Origin of the sequence: Vibrio hepatarius (genome assembly GCF_001274785.1) — a bacterium.
Classification (GTDB): domain Bacteria; phylum Pseudomonadota; class Gammaproteobacteria; order Enterobacterales; family Vibrionaceae; genus Vibrio; species Vibrio hepatarius.
Window position 1 is genome coordinate 123,253 of the sequence record NZ_LHPI01000013.1, and the last position, 22,931, is coordinate 146,183.

General features: G+C 43.3%; 17 protein-coding genes. 16 read left to right on the plus strand and 1 reads right to left on the minus strand.

Features of this window, described 5'->3' with window-relative positions:
- Positions 1–121 precede the first annotated feature (121 nt).
- From AKJ31_RS14690 to AKJ31_RS14745, 13 genes are all read left to right on the plus strand, one after another.
- On the plus strand, positions 122–436 hold the full coding sequence (locus AKJ31_RS14690) for a hypothetical protein (RefSeq protein WP_139374576.1): 315 nt from the start codon (positions 122–124) through the stop codon (positions 434–436).
- Positions 433–1,281 carry a thioredoxin fold domain-containing protein gene (locus tag AKJ31_RS14695; RefSeq protein WP_053409866.1) on the plus strand — a complete coding sequence of 283 codons (849 nt, stop codon included), beginning with the start codon at positions 433–435 and terminating at the stop codon, positions 1,279–1,281. Before AKJ31_RS14690 ends, AKJ31_RS14695 begins: the two co-directional genes overlap by 4 nt.
- A gap of 72 nt (positions 1,282–1,353) precedes the next feature.
- Positions 1,354–1,881, plus strand: a complete 528-nt coding sequence (locus AKJ31_RS14700; RefSeq protein ID WP_157052369.1) for a hypothetical protein — start codon at positions 1,354–1,356, stop codon at positions 1,879–1,881.
- Positions 1,882–1,962: 81 nt separating this feature from the next.
- On the plus strand, positions 1,963–2,412 hold the full coding sequence (locus AKJ31_RS14705) for a hypothetical protein (RefSeq protein WP_053409868.1): 450 nt from the start codon (positions 1,963–1,965) through the stop codon (positions 2,410–2,412).
- Positions 2,413–2,415: 3 nt separating this feature from the next.
- Positions 2,416–2,799: a TraR/DksA family transcriptional regulator gene (locus tag AKJ31_RS14710; RefSeq protein ID WP_053409869.1), complete on the plus strand. Its 384-nt coding sequence runs from the start codon at positions 2,416–2,418 to the stop codon at positions 2,797–2,799.
- A gap of 39 nt (positions 2,800–2,838) precedes the next feature.
- A complete protein-coding gene (locus tag AKJ31_RS14715) occupies positions 2,839–3,147 on the plus strand; it encodes an HU family DNA-binding protein (RefSeq protein WP_053409870.1) in 309 nt (102 codons plus the stop codon).
- Positions 3,148–3,340: 193 nt separating this feature from the next.
- Positions 3,341–7,555, plus strand: coding sequence for an Ig-like domain-containing protein (locus AKJ31_RS14720; RefSeq protein WP_053409871.1), 4,215 nt, complete (start codon positions 3,341–3,343; stop codon positions 7,553–7,555).
- Between the two features lie 387 nt (positions 7,556–7,942).
- The gene (locus AKJ31_RS14725) at positions 7,943–8,479 is read left to right on the plus strand and encodes a S26 family signal peptidase (protein WP_169780639.1); all 537 of its coding nucleotides are present in this window, start codon (positions 7,943–7,945) and stop codon (positions 8,477–8,479) included.
- On the plus strand, positions 8,466–9,830 hold the full coding sequence (locus tag AKJ31_RS14730; RefSeq protein ID WP_053409873.1) for a TrbC family F-type conjugative pilus assembly protein: 1,365 nt from the start codon (positions 8,466–8,468) through the stop codon (positions 9,828–9,830). Before AKJ31_RS14725 ends, AKJ31_RS14730 begins: the two co-directional genes overlap by 14 nt.
- Before the next feature lie 29 nt (positions 9,831–9,859).
- Positions 9,860–9,997, plus strand: a complete 138-nt coding sequence (locus AKJ31_RS23040; protein WP_157052370.1) for a hypothetical protein — start codon at positions 9,860–9,862, stop codon at positions 9,995–9,997.
- Between the two features lie 2 nt (positions 9,998–9,999).
- Positions 10,000–11,085, plus strand: a complete 1,086-nt coding sequence (locus AKJ31_RS14735) for a TraU family protein (protein WP_225478123.1) — start codon at positions 10,000–10,002, stop codon at positions 11,083–11,085.
- Positions 11,086–11,321: 236 nt separating this feature from the next.
- The gene (gene traN, locus AKJ31_RS14740; RefSeq protein WP_169780640.1) at positions 11,322–15,593 is read left to right on the plus strand and encodes a conjugal transfer protein TraN; all 4,272 of its coding nucleotides are present in this window, start codon (positions 11,322–11,324) and stop codon (positions 15,591–15,593) included.
- A gap of 236 nt (positions 15,594–15,829) precedes the next feature.
- The gene (locus AKJ31_RS14745; RefSeq protein WP_053409876.1) at positions 15,830–17,368 is read left to right on the plus strand and encodes a Fic family protein; all 1,539 of its coding nucleotides are present in this window, start codon (positions 15,830–15,832) and stop codon (positions 17,366–17,368) included.
- A 46-nt stretch (positions 17,369–17,414) separates the two neighbouring features.
- On the opposite strand, the gene AKJ31_RS14750 is transcribed toward AKJ31_RS14745, so the two are convergent.
- Entirely contained in the window at positions 17,415–18,275 is an 861-nt protein-coding gene (locus tag AKJ31_RS14750) for a hypothetical protein (protein WP_053409877.1), read from the minus strand.
- 292 nt (positions 18,276–18,567) lie between these two features.
- Between AKJ31_RS14750 and AKJ31_RS14755 the strand changes: the two genes are divergently transcribed.
- The 3 genes from AKJ31_RS14755 (at position 18,568) to AKJ31_RS23355 (ending at position 22,929) form a co-directional block, all read left to right on the plus strand.
- Positions 18,568–20,430, plus strand: coding sequence for an ATP-dependent helicase (locus tag AKJ31_RS14755; RefSeq protein ID WP_053409878.1), 1,863 nt, complete (start codon positions 18,568–18,570; stop codon positions 20,428–20,430).
- A gap of 422 nt (positions 20,431–20,852) precedes the next feature.
- On the plus strand, positions 20,853–21,194 hold the full coding sequence (locus tag AKJ31_RS14760) for a putative quorum-sensing-regulated virulence factor (protein ID WP_053409879.1): 342 nt from the start codon (positions 20,853–20,855) through the stop codon (positions 21,192–21,194).
- Positions 21,195–22,317: 1,123 nt separating this feature from the next.
- Complete coding sequence (locus tag AKJ31_RS23355; RefSeq protein ID WP_053409880.1) at positions 22,318–22,929, plus strand: hypothetical protein; 612 nt, start codon at positions 22,318–22,320, stop codon at positions 22,927–22,929.
- Positions 22,930–22,931 lie beyond the last annotated feature (2 nt).

The window sequence follows — 22,931 nt, forward strand, 5'->3', positions numbered from 1 at the left end:
TGGTGCGTTGATTAAGTGCGGCTAAAAAGACGGGGAAAATCGAAGTGTGGGTACTTGAAGATGCGTATAACTACACACTCAAACTTTTGAGTAAGTGATGCCAGTTCAAGAAGGAAACCCAATGATTATTCAGGAACAGTCAAAATTGAGAGTAGAACCACTATTGGTTCTGGCTACTGAGCTAATTCAACTACGTAATGTTTCCAATTGGACAGAGGCAACCATCACTTCAAGTTCTAATTTTGGCATGATGTTGACGACTCTCTCATACAAAACGACCTCGGGCGAAACTATCGCGTTAGAGATCCCGACTGAATTCTGTGAGCGATTCAATGACTTCAAAAAATCGTTTAACCAACAGAGCCAAAATCAAATCAAACAAATACTACTCAAGGTGAAAGCCGCTGGTGGTGTTTACGAACTCCGTATGGAATGAATGAGGTCTTCAAAAAAATGGTAAGTAGCCGTAAATTATCAACATTACTAATCGCTGGAGCACTGTTCGGTGGGTTTTCTGCTCAAAGTATGGCAGCAATCAACTCCAATACAGATCAGCCTATTGCTACAGGGAGCTCATTGCAGGTAGCGCCACCACAACTGAAAAACCTCATTGACCAAGGTGTCATTGAAGTTATCGAAGTGTTCCAACATGATTCATTTACTGGGTGGCTAGTCAAAAACCAAGGCGAATACCATTTATATTGGGCAACTAAAGATAATTACGTTGTTGCTGGACCTCTAATTGATCAAAACGGTATCAACATAACTTCTAAGTATTTAGATGCGAAGAAGCCCATTCCTGACTACAACAAAGTTTTTGAAAATTTTGAAAACGAAGGTTGGTACTTCTCAACACACCCTAAAGGAAACAGCAAAGGCACGATGTATGTATTCATCGAACCATTCTGTGGTTGGTGCTCGAAATTGTTTAATGAAATTGAGCCAGCAATTCAAGATGGTTTAGAAGTTCGCTGGGTACCTGTGTCATTCTTGTCTGCTCAAAGCCCGGATGTGATTGAGTACATTACTAGCCAGCCAGATCCATATGCAGCTTTGCAAGAGCATGAGCATATTCGAGCTCAACGTGCCCGTCCAAATACTAAGCCTGCAACCGTTAAAACTCGTGAACTAATAGAGAAAAACGGTGACTTCATGAAAGCGTTCGACATCGCGGGTACGCCGGGTATTGTCTATGTTCAAAATGGAAAGGCTAAGGTGGCTGGCTATATGAAACCTGCGCAAATGCAGGAATTCATAAAAATGATTGAAAGCCAAAAATAACCAATATGACCCGCTTTCTAGCGGGTCAAACATATCAACAAAGCAAATAACGCTAGTGGACGTAAAATCACTATGGGAGAAGGCATGAAGGCCTTGAAGGTTCAGTTATTAGGCATATTAGCCACTGTGTGTTTATTTAACTCCATGAGTGCATCTGCTCATGATTCTACACCCAACAACGTAAGAGAGCTGACAACTGCCGAAGTAGAGCTCCTTGGGTCTGATATTGATAACAATGGTGTTCGAGATGACATCCAAGAGTATCTAGAAGGTCGTTACTCTGGGTACCCGATCATTCGTCATGAGATGGAAAGGTATTCAAAAGCAATTGATAAGCTGATGATTGGTAGAACAATCAAGGAGCGGTTGGAGGCATATCAAGAAATGGATTCAACCAAGTACTGTGCGTTTGGCTGGGGGTACACCGAAGATGAATTCACAATGCATGTATCACAAATTTACGACATGCAAGTAAATACGCCGCAAAGAATACTGGCTGCCAGTCGCGCCGAGCGTTCAATGAGAGGGTTTGAACGCCCACAATATCGCACTAAACCTTACAAAGAATACTGCCATCAAGAAAAATCATCACAAAACTAAAAATTAGGGCTTGCACATTCAAAGTTTAGCGTTATAAATGTGGAAAGTCCTGATTAATAGGGTGGAAGCTTGGAATTCAAAATGATTGATACCGTCATAGCAAAGGGGATTAACCCAGATATGACGACCAACGTCCTTGTTTCCCCACTACCAGAAGAATTGAAGCAAAAAATCGTCGATTCTGGCTTATGTCTGCCTAATCGCTGCTTCGATAACAGCTGGTCGATAGTGATGAATGATTTGTTCCCTGGAGCGGAATACGTTTTAGCCTTTGCTTGTCGAGTGCTTCCTGTTGAGCACTCGATCATTTGTGTTAATGGCAAATACTACGATCCGACATGGGAGCTGCATTTGGGAAATATAGGGACGAAATACGTAATGCTGGCTAAGTGGTCTAAGAAGGAGTTACCCGAAGTTGCCAAAAAAGCAAAAGGTCATGATGGGTATTTATATCCTCCAATGGTCCGATTTTTGGAAACTAGTCATCATTTTAACAAGTTATTTTTACGCTCAAATGTATGTAAGGTTTGAATAATGCAAGTACACGATTTTCTGTCAGAACAACAATTAAATTGCATCCGAGAGAAGGTTTCCCAAGGGATTGCCAACATTCAAGAAAGACTAAGTTCAGAACAGAACACATGTTTGTCAGAAGGTGTGAGTATGCCTGACCCGACAGACCGAGCAACTCTTGAGACTGAACGTAGTTGTGGTGCAGCTTTACGCAATCGTGAAGAGAAACAATTGCTTAATTTACGTAAAGTACTCGGCCGTTTAACGCATAAACTGGATGAATTTGGCTTTTGTGAAGGCTGTGGAATAGAGATCGATTATGACCGCTTGATTGGTGTTCCTACAGCTGTGAAATGCCTAGAGTGCCAGCGCATTGAAGAATACAAGAAAGGCCAAATGCATTAATCGCATTGCGATCAGCTAAATACAATGAAGGGTTATTAAATGACATTAACTAAGCGTGATTTAGGAAGAAGTCTCCAAGAGGTATTGCCCGTAGCGTCCCGCGAGGCAGAATCCTTGGTCACTGATATTTTTCAACAAATTAGTGATGAACTCCAGAATGGTAACGAAGTAAGTTTGCATGGTTTTGGCCAGTTCCGAATTCTTGAAAAAAATTCTCGTCCGGGGCGCAATCCAAAAACGGGTGAAGCTTGTGATATTTCAGCCCGTAAAGTCTGTGTTCTTAAACCTGGAACACAACTGAAAATCTCAGCTAAAAATAATGCCAAGAAAATGGCTGTTTGCATGTAATTCTAGTTACAACCATTTCCCTCAAGAACATCAAATAAAGCCACTTTTTATTAAAAAGTGGCTACTTTCATGCGCCTTCAATTTGCCAAATCATGTTGATTAATTGCACTTACAAAGTGGGTTTTATTCACCATGCGGCATAGTTCAATTCAGTAAAGTACTGTTGACTTTTAGCTCTTTAACTGGTGCTTACATGAAATCCACAAACATTAAAACCTTAGCGGTAGCAATACCCTTAGCTTTGTGGGCCAGTCACGCCGTTTCAAAATCGATTCTTGTAACAGGTTCGATTGAGGCGGTTTCACCAAAAGTATCTTTACCCGTACTAAGGGACCAACAAGCTTACGTCAACCCTTTCCAAATGGTTGCAGAAGAAGCTGACGGTTCCGGTTGTCAACTTACGGGAGATCCTAGTGTGGCGAAAGCTGACCACGGGGATAGTTTAGTCTGTTTGTTTGAATGGACCGAGCTACCGTCGGGGATAACAGCTGCAGGGATGGCCGTAGATGGTTATCTGTTGAAGGAAGGTGCTAACCAGTTCGGTTACTCCATTTCATACTTCTCAGGTACAAATCTAGACAAAGTAGAAATTCTATCAGATGCAATCAACGTAAACGCGGTTGCACCGATCGCCCCTGACTTCACCGGGGTTAAAACTACGTTAAGTCATGGAGCCTTTACTGGCCTCCAAGTGACTAACTACAACAAAGCGTCTGGAATTTCAAAAATCCAAGTTTCAGCAGAATCTAGAGACTACCGTCAAGTTGCGACTGTCGACGGGCTAGGTTCATGTATTATTGAAATTGGTAACACCGCCTGTGATATTAATGCCGGTTCAAGAAGCATTGGTGTTGAAGGGCAGGTTACTGGCCAGACAAAATACAGTCTAACGATTGACTCTCTAAACGGCTATTTTGAATCTAAAAACAAAGTCGTGCCAGAAGACTACGTAATGAAATGGGACTACCGTACCCCAGAAGCGAAAGGTCTTTATATCCAAGCTCGTTCAAAAAGTAGCGCGACAACTGATAAGTATGACGTTGAAGGCGTTAGCGTAGTTGTTGAAAACGAACAAGCTAAGCTGATTGTTGATACACCACACTTTGGGTTATCCGGTAGTTGGTGGGTGCCATCCGCTAAACTTGAGTTAACACCAGACCCTGATTTTGAAGCTTTGATCCCGGTATTTACTGTGGACGGTTTGAACGTGGTCGAAACTCAGGAAATGGTCTCTCAGCCGCAGGAGAACTTTGTCCTAAACGCAGTCGGTACGCCAGAGGTTCGTGACGGAAAGTATATCTTTACGTATGACCTTCACTCGGTTGCAGATGGTCAATTCCTTCCGATTGTCACGTTAACGGACCAATACGACAACAAGACGACGAAGCAATATCCATCAGTTACGTTAGACCGTAATCCACCTACAGTGCAGGTAATGTACAAAGGGCAGAACTTCATCAATGAAGGTGACGTCTACTTCTTTGAAAACATGGCCATCATCGCGTTGGATACTTTCGACGGGGGTGCTGAGATTGTTTCGGCTAAAGTGAATGGTATTTCATTAGAGTTGAAGGGCGATAGTAAGTACATTAAATATCCACAAGCAGCCTCGTTGAACCTTACTCCTGCTAAAGAGTATCCGTTTGAAGTGACTGTTAAAGATACTGCCGGTAACTACTATACCCAGTCATTCATCGTTAACTACATGCCAATGGACTACTCATTGGATGGTTCTGATCTTGATTACTACAAGAAAGTTCAAAGATTGGACTTGGAAGTTGACCAGATAAAAGGTAATACGTGTGCGCTTTATAGCTCAGAAGAAGAGCTGCATGAGCGTGACTTCCGTTATGGTGAATCAATTCGTTGTTGGTTGGAGTGGACTAACTTGCCACCTGGCACTGCCGGCTCATATATCCGCGGCATTCACTCTTTGACAGGTAGCTTTACCATGTCGTCTGATGAAATGACCAACGAAGTGGGTTATCGAGTATGGATGTACGATAGCAATGGCAACCATTCGCTAGCTGCAGAAGAAAGTGCGGTAATCAACGTTGGCGAAGTGGATCCACCAGCACTTACAGTGAAGCAGGATAAAGTGATCAGCGAAAACCTTTTCCCTGTAGAACTGGACGGTAGCCGTTTCACTACAGCGATTGCTAAAGGTGTGAATGCTGACCTGCAACTCGTCGTTAATGATGGTTCAGAAGAAACTACGACTCTTGCGGTTCAACGTAACGGCCGTACTACAAGTGTTTCTGCTTATGACACGCTTGAGGTACCAGCAGGTAAATTGTGGGCGAGAAAGCAATTCAATGTTAACGCTAAGTACTCTTTGGACTCATCTAAGAGCACAAAAGTTGACCTAGAAACTGTATATGTTCCATCGCGTCGTATTCGTAGCCGTATTTCTACAGATGATCTGAGAACGTTGGACACAGTTAATCCAACTGTAACGATGAAGCTTGGTATCTACGACAGTGATAGCCGTGACTTTGTATACAACAAAGAAACAATGGGTGATTGGAAAGTCTACCTTGCTATTGAACGTCGTGATAAAGAAACGCGTGAGACTTACTACGATAAGATTACTGATGTTAAAGACTTCTCTGGCCAATCAGTAACTTTTGACCTTGATGTTAGCGATGTTGGTTATGGTTCATACCGTTTTATCGGTGTTGCTGAACTGCAATCACCAGTTGATGGTTACACTCGTACAGTACTTTCAAACTCAGCGTTCTATCGAGTCCTTAAAGGTGGCCCGATTGATGGTGAAATTAAGACGTACCGTATTGCGGCGCCAGTGCCTTTCACCGCGTCTGTAACGTATCAACCAGAAGAACGTGAAGACCGTGAAGCAATGGGTGACATCACTTGGGAAATGTCTGTAGATGGAACCAATGACTGGACAGTCATTGATGAATACCAAGGTTCACCACGTCTACGTCAGGTAATTGATAAAGCGGCACATTACTTTGTGCGTGCAACTGTGAAGAACAAGCTTTCAGGCGCTATCAGTCGAACCGATACACTTGAAATCCTGGGCTATGAAGTTCCAGATCTTAAGTCCGATGGTCCGATAGCTCTGTATGAGGGTGAGAAAGGGACAGTAACGCTTTATGACAATGGTGAGTTGGCTAACGAGCTTAAAGGTAAGATCGAATGGTCATTCGATGGTGATAACTGGGAAGAGGGCGGCAATACTATAGACATCGTTGGTACAGGCGATCGTATGAAGGTTTGGAGTCGTATGTCTTACTTCAATAATGAATTGGCAGAAGATAAGCGTTACGACGTTTACCGACGTCAAATATCAGTGAAGAAGCCAAAACCAGTTCGTATCTCAATTCAACAACCTCGTATTGTTGAAGCGGGTGTACCGGTAGAATTGAATGCTGTAGTTCGGTTGGCCACAAGTCAACTTAAATCAGAAGTGGTGAATCAGTGGGTTCTACCTGATGGCACTATTGTTGATGGAACTAAGCTGACTTACACCCCAACTGAATCGGATGCTGCACTTGGGCATACTGACATTACGTTCGTCTCTTGGGTTAAACAGCTTAAGGATGATACTTATGCTACTAAAGACTTGAGCATCCGTACTTGGAAGTATGAATTCCCTGAGTATCGATTTGATGTGAACTACCGAACTCGCTATGCACCAGTAAGTGCAACAGCAATTGCTCGTAAGCTTGAAAGTCAACCAGTAGCTGTTGAGTATACCTATAACTTCTTGAAGTTTGATGGTATGGAAGTCGACCGCCAATCAAATGAGCGTTTGTACTTCTCAGCAACGAAACCTGGCTTACACCAGCTGACTGTTGTTATCTCGGACGATCGCGGTAACTCGAAAGAAATTACTGAAATCATGGAGGTTCTTGAGCCACCTGAAACTAAGATCGAACTGACAGCTAACTACAGTACCGAGTTTATGCGTGACCCGTTAGATGCGTCGATTCGAGCTCGCGTAGAATTAGGCCATCCTGATGATCGTGTAGATACCTATGAATGGTACCTAGATGATGTATTGCTCGATGACCAAACTTCTACAAGGGCATATGTTGAGGGTATGACCGAAGGCAAACACCAAATCAAAGTTAAGGTAACTTCTGAGTTTGGTATTGTTCAAGAGCAGCTACTTGATGTCGAAGTCGCACCAAACAAGGCGCCGGTATGTAATATCACATACAAGCAGTACAGTAGTACTATCGCGGTTCAATCAGGTTGTGTTGACCCTGATGGTGATATGGCAACGCATAACTGGTTTGTTGATGGTGAACTGGTGCACGTCCATGCAGATAACCTCTCTGTAGCGGGGCGTCCTGGTAAGTCGATCCACTTCCGAGTTGTCGGTTACGATGATAGTGGTGATAAGTCTGAGGCTACTTTGGTAGTAACACCAAACTAATCAGGCATAAATAGAAAAGGGCATCGATTCGATGCCCTTTTTATTGCCTGCTAAATACGAAAAAAGCCGGGCAAAGCCCAGCTCATTCGGAGGGAACCACCCCTCGTGATTATGTCGGAGGACACAATCGGTGGGGACAACCAAATCCCCGATTTGCAACACTGTGGAGGAGTCGCAAAACTTTTAATTCTTTTCGCCCATACTGCCGGGCTGATGTTTGTAATATCCCATAGTGAAAACGTTCCGCAAGCCTTTTTTTAAGAAATTTAGCCAATTGGTTAAAAACTAACTGACTTGGATTTACTTGACCTAGATAGGTGCACTTAATCGCCACGGTGAATGGGGGGGAGTGACAGAATCAATACCATTAATTCATTGGTGTTGAAGATGTCAGAACAGTCAGCAGTTATTCCAATTACAGGAAAGCTAACCAGCAAGCGTAAAGAGCGGCTAATCAAACCTCTAATAACAGGCGTTATTTGCACGGCTGCAGTTATGGGGTTTAGCTCTCGGTATACCTTGTTGCCGCCAGTTAGTGATTATCCATGTATACCAGGTCGACTATTTATCATGGATAGAGCTGATCAGAATGTTGGTGTAGGTGACCTTGTTACCTTTAAATCCAAAGATACAGTGTTATTCCCTGATGGAACCCTCTTCACCAAAATCACCGTAGGCGCGCCGGGCGATACTGTCATTGTTAATCGCAATGAAGTTTTTAACGGACGTCACAATTACCACTCAGATGTTAGTGTCACAGCTGATTATCTAAAAGTTACCCTCGACTCATTATCCCGAGAAGAACATCTCACAAGTGGAAAACTCTTCGCGCTCGGAACCCTACCTGGATCACTTGATTCAAGATTTTGGGGAACCGTGGATATAGCTAGTCAGGTGGTTGGAAAATCATATGTCATTTTTTAGAAAGAAACTGGGCGCGGGAATACTCTTGGGCCTTACCGCTAGTTCGTCATTCGCTGCGCCGACGCTGACAACAGAAGACATGGCCACATTTGAGCAAAATAAAAAGCTCATTCAACAGTCGAAAAAGATGGACGCACCGAGTTGGCTGCGTCAATACGATGCGAGTGCTCCCGTAGAGAGTGCACCGGAAGGTGTAAAACGATGGATACCTGCAGCGCAACAGATTGGTGATGATAGTCATTCATTTATCGAGAAAACTATCCAAGATACCTATAAGGTAGTGGATAAAAGTAAGATCCGAACTATCGATATGAAGCCTCGCCCAGATAGCCCTTTGAAAGAAGGTGAAGAGCTGTATTACTTCGTATCTTTCTCCCAACCGGTATCTGAAATTAAAGACATCCTGAAAACCGCTTCGGAAGTTGATGCTCGCGTGATTCTTCGCGGCATGCGTCCAGAAGACAAGATGGTTAACCAAACGGCCGCGGCAATGTATGGCATTGCCAAGGAGTTTCGCCCAACGCCTAAAGTATCCATTGACCCTCGACTTCATAAAGTGTTTGGCATTACCCAAGCGCCGGCAATGGTGTACCGCAATAGTAAAGACAATCATATCGTTTCAGTTAACGGCGTTGCTTCGTTGGATTGGTTTTTAGAAAAGGCGCGAGATAGTAAAAAGACTGAAAATCTAGGGGTAGTCTCCACTACTTACGACATCACCGAACGCGATGTAATCGAAGAGATTCAAGAGCGTGTTGCAGCCGTAGACTGGGATGCTAAACGTCGCAAAGCAATGAATCGCTATATTCAAAATCTCCCTGACTTCCTCATACCGACAGCTCAAGAAGATGCCATTTATAAGATTGATCCACGAGTCCAGTTCCATAAAGACGTTAAGGCGAAAGATGGCACGTTGTTGGCGACCAAAGGGCAGGTTGTAAACCCAATTGACCATTTCCCCGGTATGAGCCTGACCCTGTATATCTTTGATGGATTAAGTGAGCAGCAGCGCGCACTCGTCCATGAAGAGATTAAAAACGGTTATGGAAAGATCGGCCTGATGACTTCTCGAATCGATAAAGAAGAAGGTTTTAAGTTCATCAGTGATTTGAGTAAAGAATACAAGCAACAAGTTTACATGCTTCAAGAACGCATGATTAATCGATTCCAGATAAAAAAACTGCCGGTACAAATTTATTTAGGTAACGGTGAAATCGTTGTTAGAGAGTATGGCGTTAAGGCTCAGGAAGACGCCCTTATGAAACAACGAATGAAAGCTGGGATAGAGCCAAATACGGTCACTGTGACGGGTACTGAGGTAGTAGAAACACCCTCAGTAGTAACTAAGTAAAAGAATAAATGAGAGATTAGGGAAACGACATGAGATTTTTATTAACAGTAGGTGTGTCTTTTGTAGGTGGTGTTTACTTTACTTTAGCGAACCCAAGTCTTGGCCGAACGATTACCTCATATGCAGACATTGTGATAGCTCAAGCAAGTGCTTTATTAGGTGGCTAATGATGTCCTTAATAAGAAAAGCAAAGCGGTTTCTGGCCCAGTTGGTTCTCGCTACATCCATTTTTTGCACGGTAGCCTCACCAGCACTAGCCGAAGAGGGGGCATCATTTCTTAGTGATGCCGCTTGCCCGGACACAAAATACTTCAATAACTTGATCAATAAGTTCTGTTGGAGCTGTACATTGCCATTTAACTTGATGGGGTTCTCTTCTGAACCGCCAGATGGTGCGAATACTGATGCGATGTGTTATTGCCAAGATGAACTTGGTGTACCAGAGCTGGGATTTAGTGTGGGCTATTGGGCGCCCGAACAGATTATAGAAATCACAACGACGCCTTGGTGTAGTCCTACCCTTGGTGGAACAATGGTACAGGACGACCTAACCAGCATGGGAACGACCGGGGGAGGGAAAAAAGCCGATAGGACAACGATGGCCACGTTCCATTACAATTACTTCGCCAACCCCGTATTTAAAATGCTGTCGATGTTCATGATTCCTGAGTGTGACAAAGACCCTGGCATAGTCGACCTTGATCTTTTATACATGTCGATGCTCGATATTACGTGGTACGACGATATGTTGGCAATGGTATTTAACGCGGATGCAACGGCATTTGCAAATCCCGTAGCTCAGGCAGTTTGTATGAAAGATTGTGCTGTGTTGACGGCTACGTCAGACCCGTCAGATCAAAACTGGTTCTGTGCTGGTTGTGAAGGAAATATGTATCCATTCACTGGTAACGTTACGACAGATAACAACCCAATCCGTACTAGTAGCTTGATTGTTACGAGGGCACTAGCGTCAATGCACCGTAGGGGGCTCGCTCGGACTACCTATGGCGAAGATGCGATGTGTGAAAACGTGTATAGCCCGATGATTCCAAAACCCATGTATAAGGTCAGTATGGCTTGGCCAGTGGCCGAGGTGGACAGTTTGGGGAACCAGATTACAGACTCTTGCTGTCATCCTCTTGGAGATTTTTGGATGAAGTGGGGCTTAGGGCGTATGGCTGCTGGCGGGGGGAAAGATAATACATTTGTGTACAATATCTTCCGCTACAACGATTGTTGTGTACGGTACTACTAACCCTCTAATGAATGCGATGTTTGACATCGCATTTTTTTTAGAAAAATCCTATATGGAATTGTATTTTGTATGCTGCTTACGCATTCAATAAGTCCATCTAGTTAGGGGCACTTAATTGAAATGCGTGACCCCAAAACCTGACAGACTCCATTGATAAAATTTTATCTGGAGTCACCATCCTCGTGTTCAAAAAATCCTTATCAATGGTGCTGGTGGTAACGTACTTAACGAACCTTATGTCTGCAGCGTATGTTGGCATATTGATCGGAATGTTGACGGCTTCCACTCCAAGTTTTGCAGCACTGTCGCTAGATACGCCTATACAAATGGATTACAGCTGTCCATCTGGTTACACGCTGACTGGCGGTAAATGTATCAAGAAAGAAGTCCGTTCTATAAGAGAATCTTGCGCTTCTGGCTACAGTCGCTCTGGAGACAGTTGTATTAGAAACGAGTCGACATCGGCCACAGTTATTTGTGCAACAGGTTTTACTTTTGATACCGCTCAGTTTCCTAACCAATGTTCAATGCTTGCTGGCCGGGATAGTGTGGAAGAAGGCAGTTGCTCAGATCGATTTGAAGGAACTACTCGAGTTGGGACAGCATGTTATTACGTGGAAGCACCGGAAGAAATTAAATGTCCGGCCGATGCTGCGAACGCTACTCCCACAACAGTGAATATGAGCTGTAGTAGTGGAGCTCAAATCATTGGTGAATGTAATAGCAGTGGTACTGCGTACACTACACCAGATATGCGTTGGAAGTTAAACGCACCAGCATTTATGTGTTCTCGTACATTGTATAAAGGTGTAGAAAAAGCATGTGACAGTGGTTTTTCTATGGAAGGCGATGCGTGTACGCGTACTTTGTCCACGGTTCCTAGTGCTTCTTGCAAAGCGGGATACTATCAGAAAGGTAATCAGTGTTTCCCGGGTGAAGCAGAAGAAACCTGCGGGGCAGGTACAACCATGCGTTATGGTGTGTGCGTTTCACCGAGCGGTGAACTATCGTGTCCTAGCGGTCAGTATTTAGAAGCAGGTTCAAACCTATGTGTTAAAAATCGGACTGACTCAAACCCCGCGACATTCGATGACAATGATTTTAGCTATTTCTTCAATCAAGGCTCTGAATTAGGACGAAACACAGCGAGCACCATATCTATGCCATCTATAAGTGGATCCGGTGGTACAAGTGGTATTAACGTAAGTGCTGAATTCATGGATAACGAAACCAAGCTATCTAATGAAGACTTATTTAAAGCTATTTCTAGTGGCGGTGTCGATACAAACAATGGATTCTCAGCGCCAGATGGCACTTATCAAGACGAAGAAGCACAGAGCCAATTCATCCGCGGCCAAATTAGTAGCAATCAAGAATTTTTGGATTCATCTGGCGAAGTAGAAGGTGATTCGAGTGAGGAAGTAGTCGATAACACTAACCACTCAGCATTAGCGTATGGCGCTTTGATGGATGCCCGTAATCAGAATCCTGCACGTAAACTCAGCCGTGACTCGGCAATGTTCCAAGTTAGCCGAAATACGGTAACTGATGCATTTACAGGGCAGGGGGCATATTTCGGTGACTGTAGCGCGGAGAGTACTACATATCAGGAACTAGACCCGACCAAAATTATTACTAACCGTGCAACTTGCATGAAGCCAAACAAAAACAATCAATCAGGTTGTATCGTTGACCGCAAGTTATTGAAGCCGACCTTAAATATTATTGAAGGTGCAGATAATGCCAGTCTATCAATGTGTGGTGAGGATTGTGTAAGGCTTACTCTAGGTAAAGAAGGGGATGACTACCTTCACCAAACAGGTTCGTGTGGTATCTACAAAGAGAAAATAGCGATTTCTCTTGTAAAAGGTAATGCTGTAAAAAAAGCAACCGTGTTGACGGGTAGTTATGACGACCAATTCCGTCTGAAAGCCGATGGTGAGATGTTCTATAACGGTGTTCACATGGGCTTCCCGACGGAAGATGGTTTCCCAACAACAGCTACTGGATGTGAACAAAACACAAGCCGTACCGTACCGAGATTTGATGCGACTAAAGCATTCCAAGATGCATTCGCAGACGATGACCGCATTGAATTCGACTATCAAGTTGGTGTGGGCGGTGATGGTGAAGCCTATGCAGTTGTTGAACTTATCTTCGAAGATCCGGTTCGTACACACTGGGAAGAGCGATTCGACTATTTTCCAGAAGGCTGTAATGAGCGTTTAGAAGAGCCCGATAGCTACTGCACATCTGGCCCATTCCAATGTGATGATGAAGTTGAATGGACAATTATCGATTTAGGTACCTGGGGAACCGAAGATTCAAATGGTAAATGGGAAACCACAAATGATAAAAATACTGTTAAACAAACGATCAATGGTAACCCGACCAGCTATCTCTCTGAATATTCCTATGAGTTGAACTCGTTTAAAGGCTACATCAAAGTAAATACTGACGAAGACGATGACTATATTGGTTTCGTCTTTGGAGTACCTGAAAAGGGAGCGGATCTCACAGATCCTGACAATAGTTATTTTGTTATTTCATGGAAACAAGGGAATCAAGAAGGCGCGGCAAAAGGACTGGTATTGGCCAAAGTTACAGGGCCAATGGGTGTAATACCGAAAAAACATCAATTATCCAAGGATGATGGAACATATGAAGTATTAGCGACTAATTTGGGTACCGGTTGGGCAGACAATAAAGAATACGAGTTTCAACTCGATATTGAGCCTGAGCATTTTACTCTGTCAATCAATGACAAGGTATGGATTGACACTGATGGAGAGTTTCATAGTGGTCGTGTAGGTTTCTACAACAGTTCACAAAGTGATGTTAGCTACTCCCAAGTTAAGCAACTGTATCCTGCAGGCCTTGGTCGTGATGCGAAATACTTGTTTGCTCCACTATGGGACGGCGCGGCAAAATTCCCGGTATGCATGTCAGCACACCGCGAAGACTACGTTTGTGATCCGCTAAAAGGCAAGTCACTTTCTATGAATGGAGGTAGCTTCTCATTTAGTGACATTATCCATCTTGATGACGGTTGCGCTGTATACGACGAAGACGATTCATGTGACGCGGTATCTCAAGAGTGTGTAGAAGGTTGGCTAGATGAAGAATCGGGTACATGCTATGCATGGAATGTTACCTATGAGTGTCAGGATACGAGCAACGCAGTCATAACTAAAACGCGTTCAAACAATACATGTTTAACAGATCAGAACTGTATTGATGGTTCCTGTACAGTAAGGGCCGATGAAACCAACCAAGACTTTACTAATGCATTAACCACTTACGCGACCATGAATGAGATTGGTTCGACAAAAGAATGTTCGGACCCAAGTGATGTGACATCATGTGAAGTGTTTAGCGGTGAAGCACGTTGGTGTGGATGGGATCAGTTAAAAGTGAATGACTGTTGTGAACAGCCAGCTGGAGTCAATACATTGAACGTTTTCAAGCTTGGTCAGAATATATACACGGTGACCGGATATGCAGCATCTGCAGAAGGTGCGTTCGGTGGAACAGCGATTCAAACTGGTCTTGAAGCTGCCGGCCAAGCAGTTGAAGGCGCATGGGATACTCTATCAAGTAAGGCAGTAGATGTAGGTAAAAGTGTTTGGAATACAGTTTCTAGTAAGTTAACTGGCGCTGTCGGTAATACTGCTGGAAATACTTCTGCTAACCTGGTCTCAAATAGTGGTAGCGTTATTGGTAACTTTTCTAGTTCGGTAACAACCGCGTTATCAAACTTTAAAAATACCCTAATGCAGAAAATCTACGACATGCTTCCAGAGACATTGCAGAACGCTATTAACTCTGCAGCCACGTCTATCGGTGGTAGTGGTGCCGCTGCAACAGGGGCAACAGCAATGAACACAATTGCCACGTCAGTAATGAACGTGATCAGCTTCATTGGTTGGGTATATGCAGTTTATCAATTGGCAAAACTGGCATACACAATGTTGACGGCGTGTACCGAAGAAGAAGAAGACATGGGAGTTCAATTACTCAGTAAGAAATGTTTTAAAACACACCATGAAGACTGCGACAAAGTATTCGGTGTTTGTACTAATCGTGCAAAAGATTTCCATTGTTGTTATGAAAGCGTAATTAGTCGAATCATCATGGAACAAGCGATTGTACAGCTTGGATGGAGCGCTAAATCGTTTAGAAACGAAATGGGTTGTCGAGGGCTAAAGATCTCCGAGCTCAGCAAAGTGAACTTTTCAAAAATTGACTTTACTGAATGGGTAGAAATGATGGCCGAGTCAGATGAGTTGCCGATCGATAAATCAATGGAAGATATAACCGGCGGGAACATTTCTAACGGATTTGGCCGATCAGATGCTCTCGAACGTAACCAAGAACGTTCAGTCGATAATGCCTGGGTTCAACGTCGAGAAGAGATGGAAGAGGCTGATGTAGGAAATAATGTCGATTGTACAACGCGACCAAGACCGAAGAGTTGTGAGCAAGGTGCGTTCACTCCGAATCAGTAAATAGAAAAACAAGGCGGCCCTCGGGTCGCCTTTTTAATACGTAACTGAAAGTAATGTAAGTTAACAACTAAGAGTAATTTGAATGCATAAGTGAAAGTAACCCATGCGCGTAACTGAAAGGAAAATAAATGCGTAAGTGAAAGTAATGCATTTGCGTAACTAAGAGTAATTTAAATGCATAACTGGGAGTGATATACTTTTAGCACTCACTGATAATTTAAAAGATGGACACAGTTATGGCTAAAACCGGTAATGAAAAACTTGCAGAGGCGTTAAGAGAGGCGTCTGCAGTTCGAGCGGGGAACATCGTTAATAGTAGTAATCTTAAGCCTACAACGCGAACCTTATTGGTGTCCGAAGGCTATCTAAAACAAATAGTTCGAGGTTGGTACCTGTTCGATGCAGACATTACAGTAGAGAAAGCTGGTGAGTCAGCTCTCTGGTACCAATCCATTTGGCAGTTCGTTGGCCAATACCTGCAAGAAGCATACGGTGACGATTACTGGCTAAACCCGGAAGCATCCATCGATATTCATACGGCAAACAACTCTTTGCCAAAACAGCTAGTTGTATTTACCAGTGAGGGGGCAACAAAAAATATAGTATTGCCAAACGACATGAGTCTTATGGTGATAAAGAAATCTGGTAAGCCTACTCACATCACTGAATACCAAGGTGTTCAGGTACTTACACTTGAGTTCGCATTGGCCGGGTTAGCTCCCACAATTTACAGGTCTAATCCTTTGGCTGTGCAAATCGCACTTGGACAATCTGACGTTAATGCAGTTGCAGACAGTTTACTCGTTACTAAGAACGTTCAATCGGCCAATAGATTGATTGGTGCGTATCTCGAGATTGGTCGTAAAGCTGACTCTCGAAACCTTACAAACATTATTACTGCTGCTGGGCTATCACCAATTAAGGGTGAGAACCCTTTTGAAGTGCCGGTCATTAAAATTGGTAATAAACGTCAAGAATCTGCGGCGGCTGTGCGCGTTCGTTTGCTATGGCAAAAGCTGCGTGAAGATGTAGAGCAGGTGTTTACCGATAAGGCATCTACTGACTTCTTTAAGAGCACTCTTAATGAACTGCTAGATTCAATGGATAAGGTATACGTATCGGATGCTTATCACTCGCTGTCCATCGAAGGATATGTTGTTACCGAAGAACTGATTAACCGTGTAGCAAATGGCGAGTGGGATTCAGAACACATAGCCGCAGACAAGCAACAAAGAGATGCACTGGCAGCGCGAGGTTATTATGAAGCATTCCAAGCATTACGAGGGTTGATTCAAGAGGCGCACGAGGAAGGATCAGAGGACTTGGATCTGGAGTACCTTATCGATGTTAGCATAACTCAAATCTATACCTCTTTGTTTAAGCCTTGTGTTACGGCTGGCATCATTAATGAGCGTGATCTTGCTGGCTACAGAAAGGGGCCGATCATGATTCGGACATCACGCCATATGCCACCACAAAGTGAACATCTCATGGACTGTATGGACGCGCTAAAAGAGCTTATTGTGGGTGAGCCTAATTTTGCTGTAAAAGCTGTTTTAGGACATTTCTTCTTGGGATACGTACACCCATTTCCAGATGGGAATGGACGTACTAGCCGATTTCTAATGAATTTCATGTTTCTTCTTGGTGGTTATCGTTGGACGGTGGTGCCAGTAACGGAAAGAACTGCATATCTTGACGCATTAGAAAGCGCATCGATCGATTGTGATGTGGTGCCATTTGCTAAATTTCTACACAATGTGATGCCTGACTGATCAAAAAAGGCGACCAATGTCGCCTTTTATCAATGTGTTTAGAGTTCTATTTCTGAACTTTCACAAAGAAGTTAGGAACACCTTTGCGAATTACAAATGGAGTATCTTGGCTTACTAAAGGCTTATCCGATGGAGAAAAACGGTTAAGGTGTTCTGCTTTGTAGCTCATTGCTGGTACGTAAGCTGAAACCATGTTTGTTTCGATAAATGGTAGGAATGTAGCCGTGTTCAGTAGTCCATCTGTCAAACGCACAATAATGTATCGATCAGCTTTTACGTCAGGGTTAAATGGAATACCTGATTCTTTAGTCGCATAGCGAACTACATCAACTGAATATTTAGGGAATAGGTTGCATTCACCATATTTAGCATCGCCGTGCATTACAGGCCAGCATGCACCACCTTTAACACGGTATGAGCCATCTTTGTAGCTAACAAACTCTGTTGGGTGTTCCATTTGCTTATTGAAATCAGAAGCAATGAACGTATCCGCAGCAGGCTTTAAATAGTTAGTCTTTAAGTAATCATCAAGAGCCGCTTTGTTGGTAATATCAATGTTATCGGCAGGGATCCAAGCAATAATTTGAATAAAATCGGCTTGTACGTTACCACCAGCGTTGATGATCGCAGCCATACCAAGACCGCCCAAGGCGCCTATGCCACCACCAGCAAGAAAACCTAATCCAGCACTTGCACCATAGCCTACTTTGTTATCATAAACATCTTTCGCTACTACTGCGTCCTTAATATCAAACGGAACATAATCGTAACCAGATTTCAGAGTTTGCATTGCTACTGAGTCTGACGTGTTTAATTGCAAAGGTGTTGGGTCGATAGCTTTGTTACTCGCACAACCAGAAAGAGCCAAAGTTAGTGCAGCCATTGCAGGTACAAATAGTTTCTTCATTGGTAAATCCTTTAACGTGTGTTTTATGTCGTTGATATTTAAATGCTATAGCCTATTGCAGAACGTGCAATACTGCTCGGTGAAGAAAATTAAGGGCACTGGAAATATTCAACCGACGAATGATACGTAACTACGGTTGCACATCAACAAGTAATTTCAGTTTTTGGGGTAAATTTAAATCAATTCTGTACGTTGTTGCCAAACCAGATAAAAACGCTAACCATTGAACTCGTAAGATAATTCAATCTTGTTTATCATAAGCCAAACATTTAGAAGTACATGTGAGGTAATAGTGTCAGGATTAACAGAAGACCAACAGCTGGTGGCTGATAGTGACGGCCATACTATGTGTTGTGCACTGCCTGGTAGTGGTAAAAGCCATACAATGGTGGCCTTAGCGGATAATCTGGTAAATAAAGACCCGTCATACAAATTGCTACTCATTACATTCACCAAAGCTGCTGCAGAGGAACTCAATGAGCGTCTTGCTCAGAAGATTCAAGGTAGTGGTAAATATCGCGCTAAAGCTGCAACGTTTGACTCTGTATTTGGTCAACAGCTAAGAAATGGTGGCCGAAATACTAAGAGAACCCTAGTGGGTGGTGAGCAATATAACTTCCTTGAAAGGGCAATGCGTCACGCAGGCCTGTCAATGGATATTGAAGAAGCAATGAATGCCATTGATACCTATGGACGGATGCTTAAGCCTGAACCAATAAGTGGGAAGGGGAGCAATCCGGGATGGTTAATTTATTTAGCATATTCGGACCTACTTAAGAAAAACAATTGCCAAGACTTTAACCTGATAGCGCGCTCAGCATACCTGGGTGTGCAAAACGGCACGTTGCCGCCGTGGGATGCAACCCATATCCTCGTTGATGAATTTCAGGATACGAGTGACATGCAGTATGCCTGGATACAGATACATGGAGAAATGGGTGCAAAAATAGTGGTGGTAGGCGATGACGACCAATCTATCTACTCGTGGCGCGGGGCGGCAGGTTACCAGAATATGGTCAACTTTCAGGGTGACTTTAATGCGGTTGGTTACGTTTTGAAGATGTGCTTTCGCTGTCGGCCAGAAATACTCGCAGCCGCGAAAAGAGTTATAGAGTACAACGAGGACCGGGTATACAAAGATATGGTGTCCGGCAGGGAAGAGGGCGGCATAGTTAAACTCAAAGGATACTTAACAGCTGCGGATGAATTTCAGGGCATGGTACAAGCCATTACATCGGACAATCGCCAATGGGCTGTCCTTGGCCGTACTAACCGTATATTGGATGAAGCCGAAGGTTACCTAAAAATGCACGACATTCCATATCGTCGTTTAGGCGGTAAGAAGCTTTGGGATGATAATGTTGCGAATATTGTCCTCAAGTTGCTATGGAGTTTAGTACGTCCGAAAGACACTCGCTTCATTGGTGAGATCCTTGGTTGGTTAGGGGAAGACGAAGAAGCGATTCAAATGGTGACTCAAGGGTTAGCTCAAAAACGTACTTCTTTTGGAGACTTTATGCCACCAGCTTGGTTGGATTGGCGCCACAGCTCTGAACAATTGCACCTCCATTGGAAAGACTGGGGGAGTGATACAACTACCAAGTCTGATTTGAATGTGCGGGTTAAAGCGATAGTTGATTTCCTTAAGACGCATCGCGGTGGGAAAAGTCGAGAAGCTAGGCTTATTGAACTGGTTGGAGACATCCTAATCAACCTGAAAGTTGAAGGTGGTTTTGTCGACCGGGTTGAATTGCTTTCAAAGAACTTAGCACCAAGCCAAAAGGGTGGCGATGAAGACACTGAACGTGGAGTGGTAACACTGTCGAGTCTTCATTCATCGAAAGGGTTGCAGTGGGAGCAGGTTTGGATTTGTGGATCAAATCAAGGCGTATGTCCATCTAACAACTCGCTGGAGGAAGAATCAACGGGCGGTGTCCCGGAAGAGCGTAGGCTGTTCTATGTTGGAATGACTCGAGCAGTTGACGAACTTTATCTATCTTTTAACAGCGATCCTGATTCATCGGGAACGGCGAAGAAGAAAGAGCCATCTCAATTCTTAGCAGAAGGATTCCCCGAAGAATTGGCCTTAGCTGAGGAAAAACTACAGTTATTGGCCAAACAACGAAAAGATGAAGAACAGGAAGAGGCAGCATAAAATCCGTGGCGATTAAGTGGGTCTACAAAGTCGTATTTAATCGCCGCTGGTAAGGGTATTTATAGGTGCTTACGCTTTCAACGTGGGTTACTATTACAAGGTAAATTTCTTCTTTGGCATTAGCCCTTTCCCACAACTTTCCTCTCTTTTGAGAGACTTTGTTGGATTGTTTCAAGAAGAGCTGTGTTTTTTACTCACAACTGAATCCAAAGTAAGCTCGTTTGATAACTTTCAATCGTGATAAATACATAAATCTTATGTTCGCATAAGTAACTAAATATACTGCCGATTAGCTTGCCAGCTTCTCTGTAGTCATTAACAAAATTTGTTCTCATAAGGAGACTATGACTCTCCTTACGGGAAAAACTCATAGTATTCCTTTGTGCAAATTTTATTCATTTAAAATTTTCGGAGGAAATATTATGGCGTTTTTAGGATTGTTCGTTCTTGGTGTTTGTGTAATTGCTTTGCTTTACACCGGTGGTTCTGCTATCGAAAACAAGATTATTGAACACAAAAAGAAACTAGAAGAAGAAGCGATTATTGTACCAGAAATTGGTGGCTTCCTAGTTCATACCCACTCTGATGCTGAACGTGTTCACAACTTAGAAAAACTAACTGTGAGATTTGGTAAGCATGAGGGTAAGACATGGGCACAAGTTCCAACTGAGTATTTAACTTGGATGGTTCATGAAGATCACAAATACGTGCAACTTGCTCGTGTGATTCTTGCCGCTCGTCGTTCTGACTATACGTTCGTCTAACACCTAGTAGGTAACCACATTGCCTTTTAGGTGACGTGGTTTTGATTTATTCAATTAAAGGAAAATACCATGTTACTTTTAGACATTATCGAAGCTATTACTGACGTCATCCTTTTGTTGTCATAGTAAAGCTCGTACTGTAAGGGTCGTACCTTATAGTGTTATGCACATTTTCACTTAGTGATTTTGTCATAACCGTTATGGAGCATATCTAGCTAGATGTAAGTTGAAGTTAACGCCTTTTGGCATTGGCTTTGGCTTACACTTGCTAGGTTTCTCTTTCAGGTCTACCACCTCAAGCGTTTTTACGCGAGAGCGTTTGAGGGTAGATCTGAATACAAAGAGAGGCATTCCATGACGACTGAAACCACACCTGAAACTCTAAACAGCACACTCGATACTGAATCAAACGTTTCATTGCATTACCGCGATAACGTAGTGAGCTTCCGAAAGAAAAGACCATCAACCACTATAAATTCTATGGCTAGAAAAAGTCATTTGCACCGCTGGGCTCGATACACAGAGCAGCCAGTAAAGTGCGCGGTTGTTGCAATTTCTAGATAGGTCGCAGGGTTTCAGTTCGTCCTAGCTCGTTATCTTTATAACAAGCCTGGCAAGCTGCTTGGGGGAGGTTACTCTCCCCAGCAGTTCATTAATAAAACCAATTCAATCAAGCTGTTGGTCACACACCGACAGTTTAGGCGTTAGGCAGCAACTGTAAGACCTGACTAGCCTCCGAATTTATACCTGCACCTTAGTTGATTCATTTGCCTTTTGGCCTTTCCTCCCCATATTTTGGGATCGGGAATGTTGATGATCTAAGTGCTATCGTGACTTGTCTAATTGGATACTTTTCCTAACTGACACTATTACCTGTAATAGCATAAGTCACACCCCAAGTAGCTAATCTCACTACTCTAAAAAGAGATGTTTACTAGTCATTGACCAGCTATATAAATGGTCTTCAACCTGTCTTCAAGCTAACCACTTGTTGATAGATTTTACTTCCCGAACGGGTGGAGCTTTGTCCTTTACCTTTTTGGGTAAGATACTATATGCTCCGCTTACACGTTCAATAACAAGCGTTTTAGCTTGTTTATAAACAAATCTGTGGAGCAACAAAATGATTAAAACGAACGAAAACACTGTTGGATTTGGTGGTACATGTGGTCGTGACTTGAAGATACTTGGTGGTAATAATGGACCTCGCTTTGGCGTTGTGTCTGTTTGTCAAACTACTTCATGGCGCAAAAAAGATGGACCCGGATTCAATGAGCGTAAAGTTTGGATGAATTTAAAATTTAACGATTATCAAATTCAGAAACTTGAACGCAATGGCGGTCTTTTTTCTGGTGATGATATTTGTGTAAAAGGTTTTCTCGTTCAGCGCGCTATAGGTGAAGAAGGTCATATGATTACTGAGATTCAAGTTGAATCTATAGTGTCTCATCTTCCTAAAGCACTTAAAGAGTTAGCTAAAGAGGCTGGTTTGAATTATTCATCTCAACCTCAACAAGCACCTCAACAAGCTGGTGGCCAAGGTCATTATGATCGTCAACCGCAGCAACATGCACCGCAGCAGCAAGCACCTCAACGTGCTCCGCAGCAGCAACAGCATTACAGCGCACCTCAGAGCCCTGCACCGCAACATGCACCGCAGTACACTGATGACCAAATTCCACAACAAGGTGGAGATTGGGACGAAGAAGATTTCTATGGTAGCCGTCAACAGTAATA

Bases quoted from the DNA above. Each gene is read 5' to 3' on its own strand.
- AKJ31_RS14690 (WP_139374576.1), top strand. From the start codon at position 122: ATGATTATTCAGGAACAGTCAAAATTGAGAGTAGAACCACTATTGGTT.
- AKJ31_RS14695 (WP_053409866.1), top strand. From the start codon at position 433: ATGAATGAGGTCTTCAAAAAAATGGTAAGTAGCCGTAAATTATCAACA.
- AKJ31_RS14700 (WP_157052369.1), top strand. From the start codon at position 1,354: ATGGGAGAAGGCATGAAGGCCTTGAAGGTTCAGTTATTAGGCATATTA.
- AKJ31_RS14705 (WP_053409868.1), top strand. From the start codon at position 1,963: ATGATTGATACCGTCATAGCAAAGGGGATTAACCCAGATATGACGACC.
- AKJ31_RS14710 (WP_053409869.1), top strand. From the start codon at position 2,416: ATGCAAGTACACGATTTTCTGTCAGAACAACAATTAAATTGCATCCGA.
- AKJ31_RS14715 (WP_053409870.1), top strand. From the start codon at position 2,839: ATGACATTAACTAAGCGTGATTTAGGAAGAAGTCTCCAAGAGGTATTG.
- AKJ31_RS14720 (WP_053409871.1), top strand. From the start codon at position 3,341: ATGAAATCCACAAACATTAAAACCTTAGCGGTAGCAATACCCTTAGCT.
- AKJ31_RS14725 (WP_169780639.1), top strand. From the start codon at position 7,943: ATGTCAGAACAGTCAGCAGTTATTCCAATTACAGGAAAGCTAACCAGC.
- AKJ31_RS14730 (WP_053409873.1), top strand. From the start codon at position 8,466: ATGTCATTTTTTAGAAAGAAACTGGGCGCGGGAATACTCTTGGGCCTT.
- AKJ31_RS23040 (WP_157052370.1), top strand. From the start codon at position 9,860: ATGAGATTTTTATTAACAGTAGGTGTGTCTTTTGTAGGTGGTGTTTAC.
- AKJ31_RS14735 (WP_225478123.1), top strand. From the start codon at position 10,000: ATGTCCTTAATAAGAAAAGCAAAGCGGTTTCTGGCCCAGTTGGTTCTC.
- traN (WP_169780640.1), top strand. From the start codon at position 11,322: ATGTCTGCAGCGTATGTTGGCATATTGATCGGAATGTTGACGGCTTCC.
- AKJ31_RS14745 (WP_053409876.1), top strand. From the start codon at position 15,830: ATGGCTAAAACCGGTAATGAAAAACTTGCAGAGGCGTTAAGAGAGGCG.
- AKJ31_RS14750 (WP_053409877.1), bottom strand. From the start codon at position 18,275: ATGAAGAAACTATTTGTACCTGCAATGGCTGCACTAACTTTGGCTCTT.
- AKJ31_RS14760 (WP_053409879.1), top strand. From the start codon at position 20,853: ATGGCGTTTTTAGGATTGTTCGTTCTTGGTGTTTGTGTAATTGCTTTG.
- AKJ31_RS23355 (WP_053409880.1), top strand. From the start codon at position 22,318: ATGATTAAAACGAACGAAAACACTGTTGGATTTGGTGGTACATGTGGT.